Origin of the sequence: Stappia sp., from assembly GCF_048268045.1 — a bacterium.
GTDB lineage: Bacteria > Pseudomonadota > Alphaproteobacteria > Rhizobiales > Stappiaceae > Stappia.
In genome coordinates this window covers 227,752-247,668 of the sequence record NZ_JBLWWG010000006.1, presented here as the reverse complement: position 1 = coordinate 247,668, position 19,917 = coordinate 227,752, and the positions used below count along the sequence as shown (strand labels likewise).

The following is a 19,917-nucleotide window of genomic DNA, read 5'->3' as shown; positions in this document are numbered from 1 at the left end:
AAACACGCTATCCGAGAGTCATTTCCAAAAGGTTGGCAAGTTCGAGATAGCCCGCCGACAGCGACGTCGCCTCTCCCTTGCCCTGCCCCAGAAAGGTCTCCAGCGGGTCATGGCGGCGGATGGCCTCGTCCACCAGCGCATCGGAGCCGCGCTTGTAGGCACCCAGGCGGATCAGTTCCTCCATGTCGGAATAGGTCGCCATCAGCGCCTTGGCCTTGCGCAGCACCGGCACCGCCGCCTCCGGCACGCAGCGCGGCATGGTGCGCGACACGGACTTCAAGACGTTGATCGCCGGATAGCGGCCGCGCTCCGCGATGGCCCGCTCCATGACGATATGGCCGTCGAGAATGCCGCGCACCGCATCCGCCACCGGCTCGTTGTGGTTGTCGCCCTCCACCAGCACCGTGAACAGCCCGGTGATCGAACCGACGCCGCCGCGGCCCGGGCCGGCGCGCTCCAGCAGCTTGGGCAACTCGGTGAACACCGTCGGCGTATAGCCCTTGGAGGTCGGCGGCTCGCCGATGGACAATCCGATCTCGCGCTGCGCCATGGCGAAACGGGTCACCGAATCCATCATACACATGACATTCTTGCCGTCGTCGCGGAAATGCTCCGCCACCGTCATCGTCAGATAGGCCGCCTGGCGGCGCATCAGCACGCTCTCGTCCGAGGTCGCCACCACCACGACGGAGCGGGCAAGCCCCTCCTCTCCCAGGTCGTCCTCGATGAACTCCTGCACCTCGCGGCCGCGCTCGCCGATAAGGCCGATCACGGCGACATCGGCGGCCATGTTGCGCGCGATCATCGACATCAGCACCGACTTGCCGACACCCGAACCGGCGAAGATGCCCATCCGCTGCCCCAGGCAGCAGGTGACGAACGTGTTGAGAGCGCGAATGCCCAGGTCGAGCGGCGGCCCCACGCGGCCGCGCTCGTTGGCCGGCGGCGGCGTTGAACGCAGGCGCCGCGCCACGCCGCCGCTCGGCAGCGGGCCGCGCCCGTCGATGGGATCACCCATGGCGTTGATCACGCGCCCGAGCCAGCCCTCGCAGGGATGGGAAAGGCTCTCGCGCGAGGCCAGCACCGCCCGGCAGCCCATGCGCACGCCCTCGAGACCGGCGAAAGGCATGCACAGCGCCCGCCCCTCGCGGAAGCCGACGACCTCGGCAAAGACCGGCGCGCCGCCTTCCCCGCTTTCCACCGCCAGCAGCGCGCCGACACTCATTTCGTGAATTGGGCCGGCCACTTCCAGCAGCAATCCCTGCACGGACACCACGCGACCGTAGATCTCCGCCGACATCAATGCCTCGAGCTCCGCGAACAATGGCTCCATGCGACCCTCAACACTCCCTTAAGACGCGATTGCGAAATCGGCGTTACGGTAACCTATCATTTACGAGTTTGGTTAATCCTAATCGTGAGGGATTTCTGGATGGTGAGCCGTCCTGGGAACCGTGACCGGCGTAGAGATTGAGTCACTTGAGTCGTTTGATGCGGCTTATTAATGTGAAACTTGAAGAATTTACGGACAGGATTTCCGCAGGTTTTTCAGGTTGTTGGAAAAGATTTCCAACCTTGTCTCATCGGTGCTTGCAGGTGTGAATCAGAATTTGTTAACCATTGTCTCACACAGTGAGTCGAGGTTAATCGCAGTCCTTCGCACCGGAAGGCGTTACCACCGGCGCGTCTTGCCCAGGATAGGCAAACAAAGGGGATTGGTATGCGTGTCCTGTTGATCGAGGATGACAGCGCCACGGCGCAGAGCATCGAGTTGATGTTGAAGTCTGAAAACTTCAACGTTTACACAACGGATCTTGGCGAGGAGGGTATCGACCTCGGCAAACTCTATGATTACGATATTATCATGCTTGACCTGAACCTGCCCGACATGTCGGGCTACGAGGTTCTCAGGACATTGCGCGTCTCCAAGGTGAAGACGCCGATCCTGATCCTCTCGGGTCTTGCCGGCATCGAGGACAAGGTGCGCGGTCTCGGCTTTGGCGCCGACGACTACATGACCAAGCCGTTCCACAAGGACGAACTGGTCGCGCGCATCCATGCGATCGTCCGCCGGTCCAAGGGTCATGCCCAGTCGGTCATCACGACGGGCGATCTGGTCGTCAATCTCGACACCAAGACTGTCGAGGTCGCTGGCCAGCGCGTCCACCTGACCGGCAAGGAGTACCAGATGCTGGAGCTCCTTTCGCTGCGCAAGGGCACCACGCTGACCAAGGAGATGTTCCTGAACCATCTCTACGGCGGCATGGACGAGCCCGAGCTGAAGATCATCGACGTCTTCATCTGCAAGCTGCGCAAGAAGCTTGCAGCCGCGACCGCGGGCAAGAACTACATCGAGACGGTCTGGGGCCGCGGCTATGTGTTGCGCGAGCCCGAGGAAAAGGCCGCCTGAGACAGGTCGACCGGACTGCCTGACACCGGCCGTCACCGGCCGGGTCGGGAGCTCGCGCGACCGTCCCTGACCGGCTGTCCCCGCCGGACGTGTTAAAGCCCCGCCAAAGCGGGGCTTTTTCGCGTTTATACGCCACTGCGCATCGACCGAATGAAGGGCAAAGCCGCTCTCTCTCAGAGCGCCCAGGCCCGCCGCACCCGCTCGCGGATGCCGGTCAGCCGCGCCTCCGGCTCGTTGGCGAAGACGAAACGCAGGTAGCGCCCGGCGCACGCCGCCTCCCCCCAGCCGGTCATTGGCGTCGCCGCGATGCCACCACGCTCCAGCAGCAGTTCCGACGCCCGCGTCGGCGCCAGATCGAGCGCCACCGTATCGATCAGCAGCGACCAGCCGCCGTCCGGCCTGATGACGGGCAGGTCGGCAAGTTCCCTCAGGATGAGATCGCGCCGCCCGCGCCAGGCTGCCACCGCCCCCTGGATGCCGTCGTCCGCGCTTGTCAGTGCTGCCGCCGCGCCCGGCATGGCGATACCGACCTGGCAGACCACATTGCTCAGGCTGACGAGGCCAATGTCGTTGATGATCCCCGCCGGACCGAGGATCCAGCCGACCCGCCAGCCGATCATGCGGTATTCCTTGGAGACGCTGCCGACGGTGATCGTGCGCTGCGCCATACCGTCGAAGTGAAGCGGGTGCAGCATCGGCTGATCCGAGTAGAGAATGCGCTCCATGGCGGCGTCATGGATGAGCCAGGCATCCGCCGCCACGGCAAGATCGCAGATCGCCTGCCATTCCTCGCGGCTGTGAACGATGCCCGATGGCATCGACGGGCTCATTGTCAGGATCGCCCGCGTCCGGGGTCCGCGCGCGGCCGCCAGCGCGTCGAGATCGAGCCGCCAGCCTCCGTCCCTGACGACGAGCGGCACGAGCCTGGGTACGCCGCCGGCGAGGCGGATGCGGTTCAAAAGGCCCGCATAGGCCGGGTCGGTGATGATCACCTCGTCGCCGGGCTCCAGAACCGCCAGCAGCGCGTTGAGGACGCCGCTCAACCCACCGGCTGAAACAATGCACTGGCTTTCCGGATCGAAGGTGACGCCAGTGTCGGCGGAAACCCGCGCGGCCGCCGCTCGGCGCAGTTCATGGATGCCAAGGAAGGGCAGATAGCTGTTGGCCGCGTCGCGGGTCACCGCCGCGAGCGTCGCCGCGACCGCCGCCGGCGGCGGAGCGATGTCCGTGTCCAGATTCTCCAGACGCAGCATGTCCGGGTCGCCGATGGCGTCGGCGGCATTGCCCATCTTGTCAACATTGATGCCCGGAATGTCGCGCAATCTCGAAACTGTCATCGCATCACCTATATTGGATCCAATTTGCAATTATGAATACGAAAATGATAGAGCCCTGTCAAACGGCGCAGGCGGAGCTTCTGGCAGGGCCTGCGGACATGCGGGAGACGGAGATCTTGGCAAGCAGTTCGACCGGCGCGACCGGTCAGCCTTCGCGCTCCGGGGGCGACGACCAGACCCGGGCGATTGCCGACCGTTTGCGCGAGCGCATCATCGGCGGGGAGCTGGCGGCCGGCGCGCCGTTGCGCCAGGAGCAGCTCGCCGCCCTCTTCGGCACGAGCCGGATGCCCGTGCGCGAGGCTCTTCGCATCCTGCAGGCGGAGGGGTTCGTCGAGATGGTGCGCAACCGCGGCGCGGCCGTCGCGCCCATCGATCTCGATGATCTGAACGAAATCTACGAGATGCGCGCGATGGTGGAGACGATGGCGCTGCGCCTGGCCATTCCCGAGCTTTCAAACAGCCGCATCGACAGAGCGGCCGTGATCCAGAACGAGCTCGAGAGCGCGTCGCTGTCCGAGTTCGGGCGCCTCAACAAGGCGTTTCATCTGACGCTCTACGAGGCCTGTGCCCGCCCGCGCCTGCTCGCCCACATCGCCCTCTTGAACGACGCGGCGGATCGCTACCTCAAGATCGCCATCCGCCGGCTCGACTATTCGGACCGTTCCAACCGCGAGCACCGCGCCTTGCTCGATGCCTGCCGCGCCCGCGACAGCGCCCGCGCCGAGGCGCTGCTTGCCGACCATGTGCGCGATGCGGGAAAGATGTTGCTCGATACATTCCGCGCCGAGGCCGCAGCCACGACGTGACGGCCAGCCGGCAGATCCGGCCAACAAAAAAGGGCCCCGCCGGATCGGCGAGGCCCCTTGGATCGTTTGCGATCGAGCGGAAGATCCGCCTCAGCCGGCAACCTGAAAGCGCGAGCGCGCGGTCAGCGGCGCACCGCCGGCCCCGGCGGCAGCGGACGGCTGGTAGAGACCGCGCAGGTCCTTGACCGGACGGAACGCATCGGTAAGGCCGACAACCGTTTCCGCCGCGCCCAGCACAAGATAGCTGTCCGGCGCCATCTGCTTGGAGATCTTCTGAAGAACCCCGATCTTGGTCGGCTGGTCGAAATAGATCAGCACGTTGCGGCAGAAGACGATGTCGAACGTGCCGAGCGAGGAGAAGTTCTCGAGCAGGTTCAGCTTGCGCCACTGCACCATGGAACGGATGTCCGGGTTGACCTGCCAGAGATCGCCCTTCTGTGTGAAGTACTTGAGCAGCATCTGGATCGGCAGGCCGCGCTGCACCTCAAACTGGCTGTAGATGCCGTTGCGCGCCTTCTCGAGCACCTCGTTCGACAGGTCGGTGCCGATGATCTCGAAGCGGAAGCCACCGATCTTCTGCGCCATCTCCTTCAGGCAGATGGCCAGCGAATAGGGCTCCTGGCCGGTGGAGGCGGCCGCGCACCAGATCCGCACCGAGCGCCGGTCGGCACGCGCCTTGAGCATGGCCGGAACCATGACCTCACGGAAGTGCTGGAACGGCGTGTTGTCGCGGAAGAAGAACGACTCGTTCGTGGTCATCGCCTCGACGACGTCGCTGGCGATCTGGCTGGCGCCGGGACGCTGCATGGCCTGGACCAGCTCCGACAGCCCCGGCAGGCCATGACGGCGTGCCACAGGCAGAAGGCGGCTTTCCACCAGGTACTGCTTCTCCGGCGTGATCACGAGACCGGACTGGGTCTTCAGATACTGCCGCAGGAATTCGAATTGGGACGCAATCACCTGGAGCCTCCACTCAGCAATCCGGCAACTTTCGGACCGATCCGGGAAATCGGCAGGATGTCGCTGCACTGGCCGGTATTGGCAGCTGCACCTGGCATGCCCCAGACGACGCTCGAGGCTTCGTCCTGGGCGATCACGCTGCCGCCACCGGCGGCAATCGTGCGCACGCCGACCGCACCATCGTGGCCCATCCCGGTCAGCACGACGGCAAGCGTCGCGGAGCCGAAGACCTTGGACACGCTGTCGAACATCGGATCGACGGCAGGCTTGCAGAAATTGATGGGCGGCGTGTCGAGCAGTCGGGCGACCGTATTGGTTCCCTCCTTTTCGACCACCATGTGCAATCCGCCCGGCGCGACGTAGATATGGCCGGGCTTGAGCACTTCGCCGTTCTCCGCTTCGCGCGCCGGACGCCCGGACGCCTTGGCCAGGTGTTCGGCGAGAATGGCAGTGAAGGTCGGCGGCATGTGCTGGGTCACCAGCACCGGAACATCGCCGATCGCGCTGCCGATATCGGTAAAGAGCTGCTGCAGCGCCTGCGGACCACCGGTCGACGAGCCGATGGCAAGCACCCGGGCACGAACGCTCGAATAGGAGCGCGTGATGATGCCGGCCGCTGCGGCGGCCGAGGGCTGTGCGGCAAGTCTTGTGTAGCCGGCCTGGGCGGATGCCAGGCGAGAAACCGGGGGCTGCGCGGTCGTCTGGCCGGCAGTGGTCGAGGCTCTCATCGTCCGGCCCGTGGTGCGCATGCGCACCTTGCGATGGCCGAGCGCCTTGACCTTCTCGATGAGCTCCCGCCGGAAGTCGATCGAGGTCGAGATCTGGCTCTGGCTCTCGGGCTTGGGGACATAGTCCTGAGCGCCCAGAGAGAGGGCCTTGAGGCTGACTTCCGCGTTGCGGCGGGTCAGCGTCGAGGCCATGACGACGATCAGATCGCGCTTCTTCTTCAGCATGAGCGGAAGCGCGGTGAGGCCATCCATCTCCGGCATTTCGATGTCGAGCACCACCACGTCCGGATCGGAACGCTCGATGTCTTCGACGGCGAGCCGGCCGTTGCGGTGGGAGGCGACCAGCTTCAGGGCCGGATCTTCCTCGATCCAGCGGCTGAGCAGGCCACGAATGACAACGGAGTCATCCACGACCATGACGCGGACGCAATCCAGCTGTGACGCGCCGCCAGTGGGGCGCGCCGGAGATTGAACGATCATGCCTTTTGGCCCCGTGTCCTAGAGAAGCCCGGCTTCCTGGAATTTGGCTTCCACGATGTCCTTGTCGAACGGCTTCATGATGTACTCATTGGCCCCGGCACGGATCGCCTTGGTAATGTGGGCGACGTCATTCTCCGTGGTGCAGAACACCACGATCGGCGTTTCGCCGCCCTCTTCCTTACGAAGCGACAGAAGGAACTCGAGGCCGTCCATCTCGGGCATGTTCCAGTCGAGAAGAATGGCGTCGGGCATCCGCTTGCGACAGGCCTCAAGGGCCTTGAGGCCGTTCTCGGCCTCGGAGATCTCGAAGGAAAGGTCTTCGAGAATTCTGCGGGCGACCTTGCGGATCACGCTGGAGTCATCGACGACGAGGCAGTGTTTCATCTTGCTTGCTCCCGAGTGCCGTCTTCCGGCAAGTCAGAACAACGGACCGATGGTCAGGCCGCGGCCATCGGCTCGAACATGACGCCGAACAGGCGACCAATGTCGAGAATGATCATCAGCTTGCCATCCAGCCTGTGCACGCCGCCGGAGATTTCCGCCCAGCGCTTGTCCAGGTTGGAGGGGTTCGGCTCCTGCGATTCGTTGGAAAGGCGCAGCACCTCACCGACCTTGTCGATCACCAGACCGTAGCTCTCGCCCTTGTGTTCGATGCCGACCGCCATCACCTGCGCATTCTCGTCGCGGTTCGGCAGGTGCAGGCGCTTGCGCATGTCGATCGCCGTGACGATGCGGCCGCGCAGGTTGAGGACACCGGCAACCTCGGGTGCCGCAAGCGGCACCCGTGTCACGCTCTCCGGCACGAAGACATCGTGCACCTGGGAGATGGGAAGTCCGAAAAGCTGCCCGCCGATGAACACGGTCACATACTGGATCGTGTCTGCCGCGGCGGCCGAGATGTTGTCATTGTGTTTCATGCCGCAATCTCCAATTCACCGGAGAACATATCCTTGAGCGAGGCGATCAGGCCCGGACGGTCGAACTTCGCGACATAGTCGTCGAAGCCGGCCTGGCGTCCGCGTTCGATCGAGGCCGGCGAGACGACCGCCGAAAGCGCCAGGATCGGGATCTTGCGGAAGCGCGGGTCGCGCCGCAGGGACTCGCAAAGCTCGAAGCCGTTGATTTCCGGCATCTCGATGTCGCTGACGATGGCGTGGAACATGTCGCCATTCTCCAGCAGATCGAAGGCCTGACGGGCGCCCGTCACCGCGGTCACATCGTAGCCGGCCGCCTTGAGCACCGGCGTCAGCATGTTGCGGAAGAACGCGCTGTCGTCGACCAGCAGCACCTTCTTGGTCAGCGCGGAGATGTCCATCTCCTTGCGCATGAACCAGTCCTCGAAGGCCTGCGGCAGGTAGTAGCCCAGATCGATGATCTCCGTGGCGCGCTCCTTGATGACCGCGGACCCGAGGACCCCCGGCCGGTCGGAACCGACCTCGATGTTCATCCGGTCCTCGACGATGTCGACGATCTCGTCGACCACGAGGCCCATGGAGCGGCCCGCATCCGAGAAGACCAGCATCGGCTGGGTGCCCTCGCCGCGGCGGGTCTGCATCGGATCGATGTAGACCAGCGGCATCAGCGCACCGCGGTACTGGACCAGGTCGCGGCCGTTGGAATGCTCGATCTTGGAGACCTCGAACTCCTCCAGACGCGTGACCAGCGACAGCGGCACGGCCTTGGGCTCCGGCGAACCGGCACGGAAGAGAAGCATCGAGACGCTGCTCTGGCCGTCGAGCGATGCGGTGATCGCCTCTTCGATTTCCTTGCGCTCGGTCTCCGCGACCACGCTGGAGGCATGGCTTGCCATGGCCGAGGCGACGCCGTTGGGATCGATGATCATGATCACCGCGCCATCACCGAGGATGGTGTTGCCGGAGAACATGGTCAGGTTGCGCAGCATGGAGGACATCGGCTTGACGACGATTTCCTCGGTGTGGAACACCCCGTCGACGACCACGCCGAAGGTCTGGCTACCGACCTGCATCACCACGATGAAGCCGGTGTCGTCATCGATATCCGTGCCGGCATCCGGGCTGTCGAAGCCAAGCAGGTGCGACATGTGGACGAGCGGCAGCAGCTTGTTGCGCAGGCGCAGGACCGGTGTGTCCTTGATGCGCTCGATGCGATGCTCCGAGTTGGTCTGCACCCGCACCAGTTCGACCACCGAAAGCTGCGGGATGGCGAAGCGGTCGCCCCCGGCCTCGACGATCAGCGCCGAGACGATGGCGAGCGTCAGCGGGATCTTGATGATGAAGCTCGAGCCGCGCCCCGGAACCGAGCGCAGGTCGATCGAGCCGCCGATGAGCTCGACGTTGTTGCGCACCACATCCATGCCGACGCCACGGCCGGACACGCTGGTGATGTTGGCCGCCGTCGAGAAGCCGGCGTGGAAGATGAACTTGTGGATCTGCTGATCCGTCATCTTCTCCAGTTCGGCCTCGCCAGCGAGGCCGCGCTCGAGAACCTTGGCCTTGACCCGGTCCACGTCGATGCCGCGGCCGTCGTCCTTGACCTCGATGATGATGTGGCCGCCCTCATGATAGGCGGAAAGGGTGATCGTGCCCTTTTCCGTCTTTCCGGCCGCGCGGCGGTCGACCGGCATCTCCAGACCGTGGTCGGCGGAGTTGCGGATCATGTGGGTGAGCGGATCCTTGATCAGCTCCAGAACCTGGCGATCAAGCTCCGTATCGGCGCCGATCATCTCCAGCTCGATAGGCTTGTCCAGCTCCTGGCTGAGATCGCGCACGATACGCGGCAGCTTCTGCCAGGCGTTGCCGATCGGCTGCATGCGCGTCTTCATGACGCCTTCCTGCAGCTCGGCGGTCACGTTGGAAAGGCGCTGCAGCGGAACCTTGAATTCGGAATCCTCGTGCCGGCGGGAGATCTCGAGAAGCTGGTTTCGCGTCAGCACCAGCTCCGACACCATCGTCATCAGATGTTCGAGCGTCTCGACCGCAACGCGGATCGACTGGCTGGAAACGGACGCTTTCTTCTCGCCCTTCTCCTCCGGCTCCTTTTCCTTGGCGACCGGCTTGGAAGCGGCTTTCACCTCTTCCTTGACCGCGGCGACGGCTGCGGCGGCAGCCGCGGCGGCCACGGGAGCCGGCATCGACTCGGCCGCGACATCGGGCTCCGCGCCGACCGGAAGGTCGACCTCGACCTCGGCCTCGCGGAACGCCCGCTCGAGTTCGTCGAGAGACACCTCACCCACACGCAGAGGGCGCTCGAGAGACTGTTCGACCGTCTCGGCCGCAGCCTCCTTCTCAGCGGCCTCGGCCGCCTTGGCGACAGCCGCGTCGCCGGTCACTGCCGACAGCGACATGCGCTCGAGTTCGGAGATGAGATCGTCGTCGCTGCCCTCGGGCTCGGTGCCGCCGGACGCCTCGAGATCGGCAAGGATCTCCTTGATGCGATCGATGGAGCACAGGATGAGCGAAACCGCTTCCTGGGTCACCGAGGCGCCGTCGCGGAACTTGCCCATCAGCGTCTCGCCGGCATGCGCCAGCGCTTCGAGACGGGGAAGTCCGAGGAACCCGCAGGTCCCCTTGATGGTGTGAACCAGACGGAAGACGTTATCGAGGATCTTCGCGTTGTTAGGTTCTTGTTCGAACTTCACAAGCTCGACGTCTACGACATCGAGGCTCTCGTTCGTTTCTGTAAGGAACTCGCTAAGCAGGTCGTCCATGGCAACGCTCACCCGACTGGTTACTGGTACTAGACCCGGGCCTGCACCCGGATCCCCATCCCGTTCGTCGAACAATGAGCGTCAAACTGTTAAGATAGGCTGAAATCTTTCCAGCAAGGCTGCAACGAGTTCAGTCTTTAGCGGTCGCAGTAATTCTTACTCCGTCATCTTGCTTAATGACTTCTAAATTCATGCCCGACTCGCGTGCAAGAAGGATCGTATAAACCGGCTGCACCGTGTGTGCATCGATCCTCTCCGGCTCGCGGCCGGACGTTAGGTCAAGAACAAGCGAAGGAACCTTGGTTGTAGATCCCGTTACTTTCAACTCGAAAGTCGGATTGGACGCCTCGCCCGTCATCGAGACGGTGATCAGGCCGCCGCGCGGCACACACTGGTTGGCGAGCAGGATCAGGTTGAGCAGCAGCTTGACCCGGTTCTTCGCCATGAGCAGGCGCGGCACTTCCCAGGCGATGTCGGCCTTTTCATTGGCAAGGAAACCGGCGGCCACCGAATGGGCGTCGCCAAGGTCGATCTCCGCGCCGGCCGATCCGGCGGCGCCGAAGGCAAGGCGGGCGAACTGGAGCTTCGCCGAGGCCTGCCGCGCGCTCTTGCGGATCAGGTCCATGGCGAATTCCTTCATGTCCTCGCCATTCTCCTCGTCGAGCACTTCAAGCCCGTTGGTGATCGCTCCCACCGGAGAGATGATGTCGTGACATACCCGGCTGGCGACAAGGGCGGCGAGATCCAGGGCGCTGAGATCGTCGATGGAGGTCATTCGGTCGTCCTCGAGAAGCTGGCGTCGGCCAGCGCGATTCGCAGGCCGTGAAAAAGCGTTACACCCGGGATTCGGCGCTGCCAAGGCATCGACGGGCACGACGGGGCACGCTCTCGTGGCCAGCCGTCTCGCGCGCCGTCACGGGATGCAGCCCAGCCGCTCGGCCTTGTCCTCCGCCACCCGCCAGCTCTCGTCCGGGTCGGCCAGGAAGAGGAACCGGTTGATGTCGGAATGAAAGATCAAAAGCCTGCCGTCGAACAGGGCGAAGATCCCCGGATTTCCGTCAACGGCAAACCCTTGCGCGAGCGCGTGGGGATCGCAGCCGGTGAAGGCCGGCGCATAGACGTGCGGCGCCTTCACGAAGGCCGCCTGGTTGCCTTCGTTGCGAAACAGCCAGTTCGTGCCGCGCCACGAATAATAGAGTTTCTCGTTGCCCGCGACCGCCCGGTGCTCGGTGAAATAGGCAACCGGGTCGCGCCCGTCGAGCGCATAGCCGCGCATCGGGTCGGTGGCATAGTCGAGAGCCCTGGCGGGCGCGACGGACGCGCAGGCGGTCAACGCCAGTACAAGCATCACGAACGCTACGGAAATACGCGGTGCCTGCACGTCGCCGCGCGGCCTCCACAATGTCTTCCGATTTCTCTTACACTCTGACACCGAATCAGTCCCGCCTCCGCATCGGATCGACTGTGCCTTCAATTCGCCCGCAGCCGCAACCGCGGCAATTCCTGACGGGCGGTCTTGCCGGCACGTTTCCAGCGGATCCGCACGGGGAGCGCGGGAAGGCGGCCGGACGGGCCGCGCAACGCACCGGAACGGGAAGCGTGACGCTGGTGCGGCAAGCGTCACGCGATTGAACGTCAGCAAGCGGGAAGGACCTGACCACATGAGTTCCAAACGAGCAGTCTCGTCTGTCGCGGCAATGCGGCGCAATGCCGGCCCGGCGCCCTGGGTGGCGCTGTCGCTTGCGCTTCTTGTTTCCCTTCTCGTGCTCGCGGCCGCCCCCGCCGCCCGCGCGCAGCAGGCTCCCGAGCAATACAGTCAGGGCGAGCTGGTCAACGCCGGCCACCATTTCTTCGGCCAAGTGTCGGGCGGCCTCGCCTCCGTCATCGAGCGTGCCGTGCAGCAGTACGGGCAGCCGAACGGCTATGTGCTCGGCGAGGAAGGCTCCGGCGCGATCATCGCCGGCGCGCGCTACGGCGAGGGCCAGCTCTTCACCCGCAACGCCGGCACCCACAAGGTGTTCTGGCAGGGTCCCTCGCTCGGCTGGGACATCGGCGGCGACGGCGCCCGGGTGATGATGCTGATCTACAATCTGCCCGATACGTCGGCCATGTACCGTCGCTATGTCGGCGTCAACGGCTCGGCCTATCTGATCGGCGGCTTCGGCATGACGGTGCTGTCGAACCACGACATCTACGTGGTTCCGGTGCGGGCCGGACTGGGCGCCCGTCTCGGCGTCAACGTCGGTTATCTGAAGTTCACCGAGCAGCCCACCTGGAACCCGTTCTGAGCCGCAAGGCCGGGATCCGCCACGCCGCGAGGGACCGCCACTGGTGCCCCCGTGGCGTGGCTGCCAGGCCGCAGCCTCCGAAAAAACGACAGGATACGGCCTGCCGGCTTGGCGCGCGCGCCCGCGTCAGGTAAGCAAGGGCGGGAACCGTAAGGTGTCTTGCACGGGGCTTTTCCGCCCGTCCTGCCCTTGCCGCTGCCGCCCGCGCACAAGTGCTGGAGCGATGGCGGACGGGGCGGATCTTGCACGATCCTGCAGAAAGTGGTGAACCGTCTTGATCGAAGCGGCGATGTATGTGGCGCTCGGGTTTTGCATCGCCGGTCTTCTGGCCATCGCGATCATGCCTTCCATCTGGCGCCGCGCCGTACGCCTGACGCGCCGCGCCGTCGAGGCAACCAGCCCGATGACCCACGCGGAGACCCGCGCCGAAATCGGCGCGCTGCGCGCCGCCCACGCCGTCGAGTACCGGCGGCTCGAGGCCGGCGTGGAGCGGCTGCAACGCAGCGCCGCCGAAAACCGCATCGCCCGCGACCGGGCGGAGCATGTCGCCAGCGATCTTCGCAAGGAGTTTGGCGCCCGCGAGCAGGCGCTTTCGGAGGCGATGGCGCGCGAAGACACCCTGCGCCGCGAGATGGCAGACCATGAGGAAGCCCTGGCCCGCGCCAGGGCCCGCATCCGCGAGCTGGAACGCACGGTGCAGCGCCTCGTGTCCGCGGCCGAGGAAACCGCCCGCCCGCCTGAAGCCCCCTCCGTGGCCGGTGAGGGCATTAGCGACCAGTCTCCCGACACGGCACAGATCGAGGCGGCCCGGGAAGCGGAGCGCACCGCGCATCGCTCCGCCGTTTCCGGTCTCGAGACCGAGATCGAGGCCCTCAAGCGCCAGTTGGAGCGCGCCCAGCGCTCGGCCGATCGCGCCACCGACACCGGCGAGCAGCCACGCGGAAGCGAGGACCTCGCCCGCATGCGCAAGGGCATGCGTGACCGGGATGACCGGCTTTTCGCGGCGGAATCGAAACTTGTCGCCGCCCAGGCCGAAATCGCCCGCCTGTCGATCCTTGCCGAACAGCAGGCGGAACACGATGGCGAGGCCGGGGACGGCGGATCGGCCGCCGGCGTTCTCGACCGCACCCGCAGACTCGAGACCGACAACGCCCGCCTGCGCGCCGAACTCTACGGCAACGACGACATGCGCGCGCTGCGCGATCAGCTTGCCGAACTCGCGGCCGGCGTCGTCGCCGCCATCGGCACCGACGAGGATCTCTCCACGCTGGCGGAAACACCTTCCGCCGTCGAAGCCACTTCGGCCCAGGACGCGAACGCCTTCCTCCCCCGCGACGCCGTCGCCGAGCCGGAGGTTGAGGTTGAGATTGAGGAAGCGGCCAAGGCCGGGAAAACCGGGGACGCGACATCGGCGGCGCCTGAGACACCAGAAAAGCCTCAGGAGCGGGCCGCACGCGGCGACGGCACCCAAGAGACCGGCGAGCGCACGCAATCGCTCGCAGCGCGCATCCGCGCCGCGCGCGGACGGATGAAGGCGGATGCGAACGCGCGCTCGCAGCAGCCCCAGGCACCGATCCTGCCGGGCCCGGCACAGCCCTCGCGGCGCAGCAGCGCCAGCGAGAAATAAGCAACCACGCTGGTGTTCTCCGCCTGACATCGCAGCGACCTGAGACCGTCACGACCCAGATCGTCCTGGTCCGAAGCCTTCACGGCCTGACGGAGAACGGCACCGCGATACGGCAAAGCGACCGCGCGCGAAACGCTGGTCGATCAGGCCAAGCTCATGATTTGATGAGACGTTCCAACACGTGCGCGAAGGTCATACGCCGACGGACCCGCTGTTTGCGCGCCGCAGGGATGTCAGTTCCTGGGAAGCGTACGCGACCGCGCTTCACAGCGCATGGCGCTGGAATAAAAATGGTACCCCCAAGGGGACTCGAACCCCTGTTTCTGCCGTGAGAGGGCAGCGTCCTAGACCGCTAGACGATGGGGGCGCCGGCAGGTCGTTGGTAACGAGGCCGGTGTCTAACCCCTGCCTTAGGGGATTGCAAGCCCGTCGAACGGAAATTTGTCGACTTTTTTGCCGGCTGCCCGGGGACCGCGAGGAAGAGCCCGGGCGAAGCCGCGCGGATCCGCCATTTCCGCCCCTCCCTTGCCGCGTGGCAGCGCCTCGAAAGAAGGCCGCAACGGCAGTGGATAACCCGGGAAAACGCACTTGCGACACACGGGGCGTCATTTGGCGTGGCGTTCGGGGCGACGCGCGCCCCGAACCGGAATCGCATCGTCGCCTAGCGCGAGACGAAGGTTGTCTCGCCGAGCACCTGTCCGGTGGCCGGATCGAGATAGACGAGGCGGGCAGCCTCGCCGCGCTTGACCAGAAGCACCATGCGTCCGTCCTGCATGGCGAGCCCCTCGACGCGCTCGTCCTTGTCGAGAACGATGGTTGCCGCTATACCGGCGCCGTCCGGACGTGCGCCGCCCTCATTCAGCTTGTAGAGGATCGCGGCGAACACCGCGACGAAGCCGAGCCCCATCACGAGGCTCGAAATGGCGAGCAGACGCTTGAGCTTGGCCTGCAATCTCTGCGCCGCCGGATCGAGCGGCGGTTCTTTGTCGCGATCGTCGTCCAGGTCCGGGTGTGTCATGTCGATATCCATTGAAGAAGAAAGCCCGAACGCCGGGCGGAGCGAGATCACGGTCGGGGCCGACGAGGCCGGAGGCCGTCTCGATGCCTGTCTTGCCCGCCATGTGGAGGATCTGAGCCGCAGCCGCATCCAGTCCCTCATCCGCGCGGGCCAGGTCGGCGTCGACGGGCGGACCATAGTCGAGCCAAAATACCGGGTCAACGCGGGCGAAACACTGGTTCTGGAGCTTCCCGCGCCCGAGCCGGCGGAGCCCGAAGCCGAAGACATCCCGCTTTCCGTCGTCTTCGAGGACGAGCACCTGATCGTCATCGACAAGCCCGCCGGGCTGGTCGTTCATCCCGGTCCGGGCAACTGGGCCGGCACGCTGGTCAACGCGCTGCTGTTCCACTGCGGTGACAGCCTGTCCGGCATCGGCGGCGTGAAGCGGCCGGGCATCGTCCACCGCATCGACAAGGACACCAGCGGCCTGCTCGTCGTCGCCAAGACCGACGCGGCGCACAAGGTGCTGTCGGCGCAATTCGCCGACCACGGCCGCACTGGCCCGCTGGAGCGGGAATACACCGCCCTCGTCTGGGGCGCGCCCTCGCGCCTGAAGGGGACAGTGGAGGCCAATCTCGCCCGCTCCTCGGCCAATCGGCAGAAGATCGCCGTCGTCGGCGCCAACTCCGGACGCAACGCCATTACCCACTGGCAGGTCCGCGAACGCTTCGGCGCGCCGGACGCGCCGCCTCTGGCCTCGCTGCTCGCCTGCCGGCTGGAAACCGGCCGGACCCACCAGATCCGCGTCCACATGGCCCACATCGGCCACCCGCTGATCGGCGACCAGGACTATGGCGCGCATTTCCGCACCAAGTCGGCACGCCTGCCCGAGGATATCCGCGCGACCGTCGATGCCTTCCCCCGGCAGGCGCTTCACGCCGGCCTGCTCGCCTTCGCTCACCCCGAGACCGGCGAGACGCTTCGCTTCGAGAGCCCGCTGCCCGACGATCTGGCGACCCTTCTCGCTGCAATTCGGGCAATTCCCGCGACATAATTTCGAAATTCAGGCCGTGTTTTTGTCGCTTTCATCCCTATATTGGGAGACCGGCGCGCCGACAGGGCGCCGGTTTTCGGATGCCCGACGAGGGCACCTTTCGCCGCGAAACAACGCGACCGACGGTGCCGGAGGGATCGTCAGGCCCTGACGCAGGCACTTCGCTCCCGGGGAGGGAGGAAGCCGCAATCGCGTGGGCCGAAGCAAGGAAGGGGTGCAGTCATGGCCCAGAACATTCCGGCCCTGAGTTCCGGAGAAGGCGGCCTGAGCCGCTATCTCGACGAGATCCGTCGGTTCCCGATGCTGGAACCGCAAGAAGAATACATGCTCGCCAAGCGCTACAAGGAGCATGACGACCCGGCCGCGGCCGAGCGTCTGGTGACGTCGCACCTGCGTCTCGTCGCCAAGATCGCCATGGGATATCGCGGCTACGGCCTGCCGATTTCCGAAGTCGTATCGGAGGGCAACGTCGGCCTGATGCAGGCGGTCAAGCGCTTCGAGCCCGACAAGGGCTTTCGCCTCGCGACCTACGCCATGTGGTGGATCAAGGCCTCGATCCAGGAGTACATCCTGCGCTCCTGGTCGCTGGTGAAGATGGGTACGACCGCCAACCAGAAGCGCCTGTTCTTCAACCTTCGCCGCCTCAAGGGCAAGCTGCAGGCGCTCGAGGAGGGCGACCTGAAGCCGGAGCAGGTCTCTGAAATCGCGACGAAACTTGGCGTCAGCGAGAAGGAGGTCATCTCGATGAACCGGCGCCTGGCCGGCGACGCCTCGCTCAATGCCCCGATCCGCGCCGAGGCCGACAGCGGCGAATGGCAGGACTGGCTCGTCGACGAGAGCGACAACCAGGAAAAGATCGTTGCCGAACAGGAAGAACTCGGCCAGCGCCGCAAGATGCTGGGAGAGGCGCTGGACGTCCTCAACGAGCGCGAGCGGCGGATCTTCGAGGCCCGCCGCCTCTCGGAAGACCCGATGACGCTGGAGGACCTCTCCACCGAGTTCGGCGTCAGCCGCGAGCGCGTCCGCCAGATCGAGGTTCGCGCCTTCGAAAAGGTGCAAAAGGCCGTGCAGAAGAGCGCCCGGGAGCTGGATCGGCGCCCGGCCGAGCTTGCCGCGCCGAGCTGAGCGCGCCGAACCGGGCAACGCGACAGCAAGCCGGCTTGCCGCCGGCATGCCCCGTCGCGCCAGGCCGCCACGCCAGGCGCGCGGGTCTGCTTGCGTGGCCCGCAACCATTGCCTACCCTGAAGCCGCCGACGGGGAGCCCTCCGGCCGGAGTGCGGGAAGGCCTTGGAACCGGCCGGGGGAAACATGCGGATCACGCGGCGCAAGCGGCTTCTGATCGGCCTCGTGGCCGGCTTCTTCCTCGTCTTCGTCACCGGACTGCGCGCCTTTGATCCGGGCTTCGTCACCTCCATCCGCCTGCTCGGCTTCGACGGTTACCAGCGCCTGTGGCCGCGCACCGAGGCCGACTATCCGGTGCGCATCGTCGACATCGACGAAAAGAGCCTGGCGAAGTTTGGCCAGTGGCCCTGGCGCCGCGACAGGCTCGGCGAACTGACCACTGCCCTTGCCGGAATGGGGGCCGCGTCCATCGCCTATGACGTGATCTTCGCCGAGCCCGACCGCCTGTCACCGCACCGCTATCTGCCGGAGCTGACCCGCGAGGGCGCGACCGGCACGGAACTTCCCGATGCCCTCGCCAAAAGCCTGCCCGACACGGACGAGGTCTTTGCCAGGGCGATTGCCGGTGCCCCCGTCGTTCTCGGCTATGCGGTCCTGTCCGGCGACGGCGGCTCGACGCCCGCGCTCAAGGCCGGCACCGCCTTTGCCGGCAGCGACCCGACCGACGCACTGCCCGCCTTCGCATCGACCCTGACGAGCCTGCCCGTGCTCGAGGCGGCAGCGGCCGGCAACGGCGCGGTGAGCCTGTCTGCCCGCGACACCGAGGGCATCGTGCGCCGGGTGCCGATGCTCTTCACCGACGGAACCAGGGTCTACCCGAGCCTGGCCATGGAGGCCCTCAGGGTGGCGCAGGGGGCGAGCGGCTTCATCGTGCGCACCTCCGACGCCAGCGGCGAGATCGGCGTCGGGCCCCCGAAGGTCACCGACATCAAGGTCGGAGACTTCCCCTTTCCGACAACGGAACGCGGTGAATTCTGGGTCTATTTCAACGCCGACCGCGCCGACCGCTACGTCTCGGCCGCCGATGTGCTCGATCCGCAAAAGCGCGCCGCAATCGCACCGCTCATCGAGGGGCGGATCATCCTCGTCGGCACCTCCTCGGTCGGGCTCTACGATATCCGCGCCACACCGCTCGGCGAGCTGGTGCCGGGTGTCTCGATCCACGCCCAGGCGCTGGAGCAGATCCTCTCCGGCGATTTCCTGTCCCGGCCCGACTGGGCCGATGGGGCCGAGATCATCGCCACTTTCCTGCTCGGCCTTGCGGTGATCGGCCTCGTGCTCGCCTTCGGCGCGATCTGGGCGGCGGCCATCGGCGGTATCCTCGCCGCGATCCTCTACGGCGGCGCCATCCATTTCTTCAGGAACCAGGGCCTGCTGCTCGACCCGATCTATCCAACCGCCGTCAATCTCTTCGTCGTCTACGCGGCGGCGACCGCCCTGCTCTACTTCCTGACAGAGCGGGAGAAGCGCTTCGTGCGCGCCGCCTTCGGCCAGTATCTCGCGCCCGAGATGGTCAAGCGGCTGGAAGCCTCGCCAGACGGACTGAAGCTCGGCGGCGAGATGCGCGACATGACGATCCTGTTCATGGACGTGCGCGGCTTCACACCGATTTCCGAACAGCTCACGCCGACCGACCTCGTCGCTTTTCTCAACGCGCTGCTCTCGCCCCTGTCGGAAGAGATCCAGCAACGCGAGGGCACCATCGACAAATACATCGGCGACAGCATCATGGCATTCTGGAACGCCCCCATGGACGTGGCCGACCATGCCCGCCTGGCCTGCCGCACCGCGCTCGACATGGTGCGCACCGTCGACAGGCTCAACGAAGCCGACGCCTTCCGCTTCCGCGCCCGCGGGCTTGCAACCCAGACGGTCCGGATCGGCGTCGGCCTCAACACCGGCGAGGCCTGCGTCGGCAACATGGGCTCCGACCGCCGTTTCAACTATTCGGTGATCGGCGATGCGGTGAACGTGGCGGCGCGGATCGAATCGAGCTGCAAGGCGGTGGGCGCCGACTGCGTCGTGTCCGAGGACACCGCCCGCGCCGCCGCCGACTTCGCCTTCCTGGAGGCGGGCGCGATCCCGCTGAAGGGAAAGACCACGCCGATCAAGCTTTTCGCCCTGGTTGGCGACGCCGACCACGCGGCGACCGAGGCCTTCAAGACGCTGGCCGACGCGCATGCCAGGCTCGTCGACGCCATCGACGCGAACGACGTGGCACGGGCCCTTGCCGGACTGGCCAGCTGCCGCGCCCTCGCCCCGGCGGCGCTTCACGACTTCTACGACCGCTTCGCCGAGCGCATCGACGCGATGGCCGTCGCCGCGCCGGCGTGAACCGCTCCACGAGCGCGAGGAGACC

At 65.7% G+C, this 19,917-nt stretch carries 17 protein-coding genes and 1 tRNA gene; 7 read left to right on the top strand and 11 right to left on the bottom strand.

The features are described from left to right. Window positions 1-7 precede the first annotated feature (7 nt). Entirely contained in the window at window positions 8-1,333 is a 1,326-nt protein-coding gene (gene fliI, locus ACN0WF_RS12035; RefSeq protein WP_417773058.1) for a flagellar protein export ATPase FliI, read from the bottom strand. A gap of 387 nt (window positions 1,334-1,720) precedes the next feature. On the opposite strand from fliI, the gene ctrA reads away from it, so the two are divergent. Beyond that, entirely contained in the window at window positions 1,721-2,410 is a 690-nt protein-coding gene (gene ctrA / locus ACN0WF_RS12030) for a response regulator transcription factor CtrA (protein WP_417773057.1), read from the top strand. Window positions 2,411-2,583: 173 nt separating this feature from the next. On the opposite strand, the gene ACN0WF_RS12025 is transcribed toward ctrA, so the two are convergent. Then, complete coding sequence (locus ACN0WF_RS12025; protein WP_417773056.1) at window positions 2,584-3,747, bottom strand: pyridoxal phosphate-dependent aminotransferase; 1,164 nt, start codon at window positions 3,745-3,747, stop codon at window positions 2,584-2,586. 116 nt (window positions 3,748-3,863) lie between these two features. On the opposite strand from ACN0WF_RS12025, the gene ACN0WF_RS12020 reads away from it, so the two are divergent. After that, the gene (locus ACN0WF_RS12020; RefSeq protein ID WP_417773055.1) at window positions 3,864-4,553 is read left to right on the top strand and encodes a GntR family transcriptional regulator; all 690 of its coding nucleotides are present in this window, start codon (window positions 3,864-3,866) and stop codon (window positions 4,551-4,553) included. Between the two features lie 90 nt (window positions 4,554-4,643). Here the strand turns inward: ACN0WF_RS12020 and ACN0WF_RS12015 are convergent, their stop codons facing one another. The 7 genes from ACN0WF_RS12015 to ACN0WF_RS11985 all read right to left on the bottom strand — a co-directional run bounded on the left by ACN0WF_RS12015 (window position 4,644) and on the right by ACN0WF_RS11985 (window position 11,790). Beyond that, on the bottom strand, window positions 4,644-5,513 hold the full coding sequence (locus ACN0WF_RS12015) for a CheR family methyltransferase (protein WP_417773054.1): 870 nt from the start codon (window positions 5,511-5,513) through the stop codon (window positions 4,644-4,646). After that, the gene (locus ACN0WF_RS12010) at window positions 5,510-6,721 is read right to left on the bottom strand and encodes a protein-glutamate methylesterase/protein-glutamine glutaminase (RefSeq protein WP_417773053.1); all 1,212 of its coding nucleotides are present in this window, start codon (window positions 6,719-6,721) and stop codon (window positions 5,510-5,512) included. The genes ACN0WF_RS12015 and ACN0WF_RS12010 overlap by 4 nt, the downstream gene beginning before the upstream one ends. An 18-nt stretch (window positions 6,722-6,739) precedes the next feature. Then, the gene (locus tag ACN0WF_RS12005; RefSeq protein WP_417773052.1) at window positions 6,740-7,105 is read right to left on the bottom strand and encodes a response regulator; all 366 of its coding nucleotides are present in this window, start codon (window positions 7,103-7,105) and stop codon (window positions 6,740-6,742) included. Between the two features lie 53 nt (window positions 7,106-7,158). Beyond that, window positions 7,159-7,638 carry a chemotaxis protein CheW gene (locus ACN0WF_RS12000; protein ID WP_417773051.1) on the bottom strand — a complete coding sequence of 160 codons (480 nt, stop codon included), beginning with the start codon at window positions 7,636-7,638 and terminating at the stop codon, window positions 7,159-7,161. Next, window positions 7,635-10,409 (bottom strand): hybrid sensor histidine kinase/response regulator, encoded by a 2,775-nt coding sequence (locus ACN0WF_RS11995; protein ID WP_417773050.1) that lies wholly within the window; start codon window positions 10,407-10,409, stop codon window positions 7,635-7,637. The genes ACN0WF_RS12000 and ACN0WF_RS11995 overlap by 4 nt, the downstream gene beginning before the upstream one ends. A gap of 130 nt (window positions 10,410-10,539) precedes the next feature. Continuing rightward, window positions 10,540-11,184 carry a histidine phosphotransferase ChpT gene (chpT, locus tag ACN0WF_RS11990; RefSeq protein ID WP_417773049.1) on the bottom strand — a complete coding sequence of 215 codons (645 nt, stop codon included), beginning with the start codon at window positions 11,182-11,184 and terminating at the stop codon, window positions 10,540-10,542. 138 nt (window positions 11,185-11,322) lie between these two features. Next, window positions 11,323-11,790 (bottom strand): YHS domain-containing (seleno)protein, encoded by a 468-nt coding sequence (locus ACN0WF_RS11985; RefSeq protein WP_417773048.1) that lies wholly within the window; start codon window positions 11,788-11,790, stop codon window positions 11,323-11,325. A gap of 280 nt (window positions 11,791-12,070) precedes the next feature. On the opposite strand from ACN0WF_RS11985, the gene ACN0WF_RS11980 reads away from it, so the two are divergent. Continuing rightward, the gene (locus tag ACN0WF_RS11980; RefSeq protein WP_417773047.1) at window positions 12,071-12,697 is read left to right on the top strand and encodes a DUF1134 domain-containing protein; all 627 of its coding nucleotides are present in this window, start codon (window positions 12,071-12,073) and stop codon (window positions 12,695-12,697) included. A 274-nt stretch (window positions 12,698-12,971) separates the two neighbouring features. Next, complete coding sequence (locus ACN0WF_RS11975) at window positions 12,972-14,324, top strand: hypothetical protein (protein ID WP_417773046.1); 1,353 nt, start codon at window positions 12,972-12,974, stop codon at window positions 14,322-14,324. A gap of 291 nt (window positions 14,325-14,615) precedes the next feature. Here ACN0WF_RS11975 and ACN0WF_RS11970 read toward each other — a convergent pair. Then, a tRNA-Glu gene (locus ACN0WF_RS11970) sits at window positions 14,616-14,691 on the bottom strand. A gap of 294 nt (window positions 14,692-14,985) precedes the next feature. After that, on the bottom strand, window positions 14,986-15,342 hold the full coding sequence (locus ACN0WF_RS11965; protein WP_417773045.1) for a hypothetical protein: 357 nt from the start codon (window positions 15,340-15,342) through the stop codon (window positions 14,986-14,988). On the opposite strand from ACN0WF_RS11965, the gene ACN0WF_RS11960 reads away from it, so the two are divergent. The 3 genes from ACN0WF_RS11960 to ACN0WF_RS11950 all read left to right on the top strand — a co-directional run bounded on the left by ACN0WF_RS11960 (window position 15,341) and on the right by ACN0WF_RS11950 (window position 19,892). After that, window positions 15,341-16,375 (top strand): RluA family pseudouridine synthase, encoded by a 1,035-nt coding sequence (locus ACN0WF_RS11960; protein ID WP_417773044.1) that lies wholly within the window; start codon window positions 15,341-15,343, stop codon window positions 16,373-16,375. The genes ACN0WF_RS11965 and ACN0WF_RS11960 overlap by 2 nt on opposite strands. Window positions 16,376-16,597: 222 nt before the next feature. Continuing rightward, window positions 16,598-17,500, top strand: a complete 903-nt coding sequence (gene rpoH / locus ACN0WF_RS11955; protein WP_417773043.1) for an RNA polymerase sigma factor RpoH — start codon at window positions 16,598-16,600, stop codon at window positions 17,498-17,500. A 184-nt stretch (window positions 17,501-17,684) separates the two neighbouring features. Then, the gene (locus ACN0WF_RS11950; RefSeq protein ID WP_417773042.1) at window positions 17,685-19,892 is read left to right on the top strand and encodes a CHASE2 domain-containing protein; all 2,208 of its coding nucleotides are present in this window, start codon (window positions 17,685-17,687) and stop codon (window positions 19,890-19,892) included. The last annotated feature ends 25 nt before the right edge of the window (window positions 19,893-19,917 follow it).

Coding starts and splice junctions, on each gene's coding strand:
- ACN0WF_RS11995 (WP_417773050.1), bottom strand. CDS start 10,409: ATGGACGACCTGCTTAGCGAGTTCCTTACAGAAACGAACGAGAGCCTC.
- chpT (WP_417773049.1), bottom strand. CDS start 11,184: ATGACCTCCATCGACGATCTCAGCGCCCTGGATCTCGCCGCCCTTGTC.
- fliI (WP_417773058.1), bottom strand. CDS start 1,333: ATGGAGCCATTGTTCGCGGAGCTCGAGGCATTGATGTCGGCGGAGATC.
- ACN0WF_RS11960 (WP_417773044.1), top strand. CDS start 15,341: ATGTCGATATCCATTGAAGAAGAAAGCCCGAACGCCGGGCGGAGCGAG.
- ACN0WF_RS12000 (WP_417773051.1), bottom strand. CDS start 7,638: ATGAAACACAATGACAACATCTCGGCCGCCGCGGCAGACACGATCCAG.
- ACN0WF_RS12025 (WP_417773056.1), bottom strand. CDS start 3,747: ATGACAGTTTCGAGATTGCGCGACATTCCGGGCATCAATGTTGACAAG.
- ctrA (WP_417773057.1), top strand. CDS start 1,721: ATGCGTGTCCTGTTGATCGAGGATGACAGCGCCACGGCGCAGAGCATC.
- rpoH (WP_417773043.1), top strand. CDS start 16,598: ATGGCCCAGAACATTCCGGCCCTGAGTTCCGGAGAAGGCGGCCTGAGC.
- ACN0WF_RS12005 (WP_417773052.1), bottom strand. CDS start 7,105: ATGAAACACTGCCTCGTCGTCGATGACTCCAGCGTGATCCGCAAGGTC.
- ACN0WF_RS11950 (WP_417773042.1), top strand. CDS start 17,685: ATGCGGATCACGCGGCGCAAGCGGCTTCTGATCGGCCTCGTGGCCGGC.
- ACN0WF_RS11980 (WP_417773047.1), top strand. CDS start 12,071: ATGAGTTCCAAACGAGCAGTCTCGTCTGTCGCGGCAATGCGGCGCAAT.
- ACN0WF_RS12010 (WP_417773053.1), bottom strand. CDS start 6,721: ATGATCGTTCAATCTCCGGCGCGCCCCACTGGCGGCGCGTCACAGCTG.
- ACN0WF_RS11965 (WP_417773045.1), bottom strand. CDS start 15,342: ATGACACACCCGGACCTGGACGACGATCGCGACAAAGAACCGCCGCTC.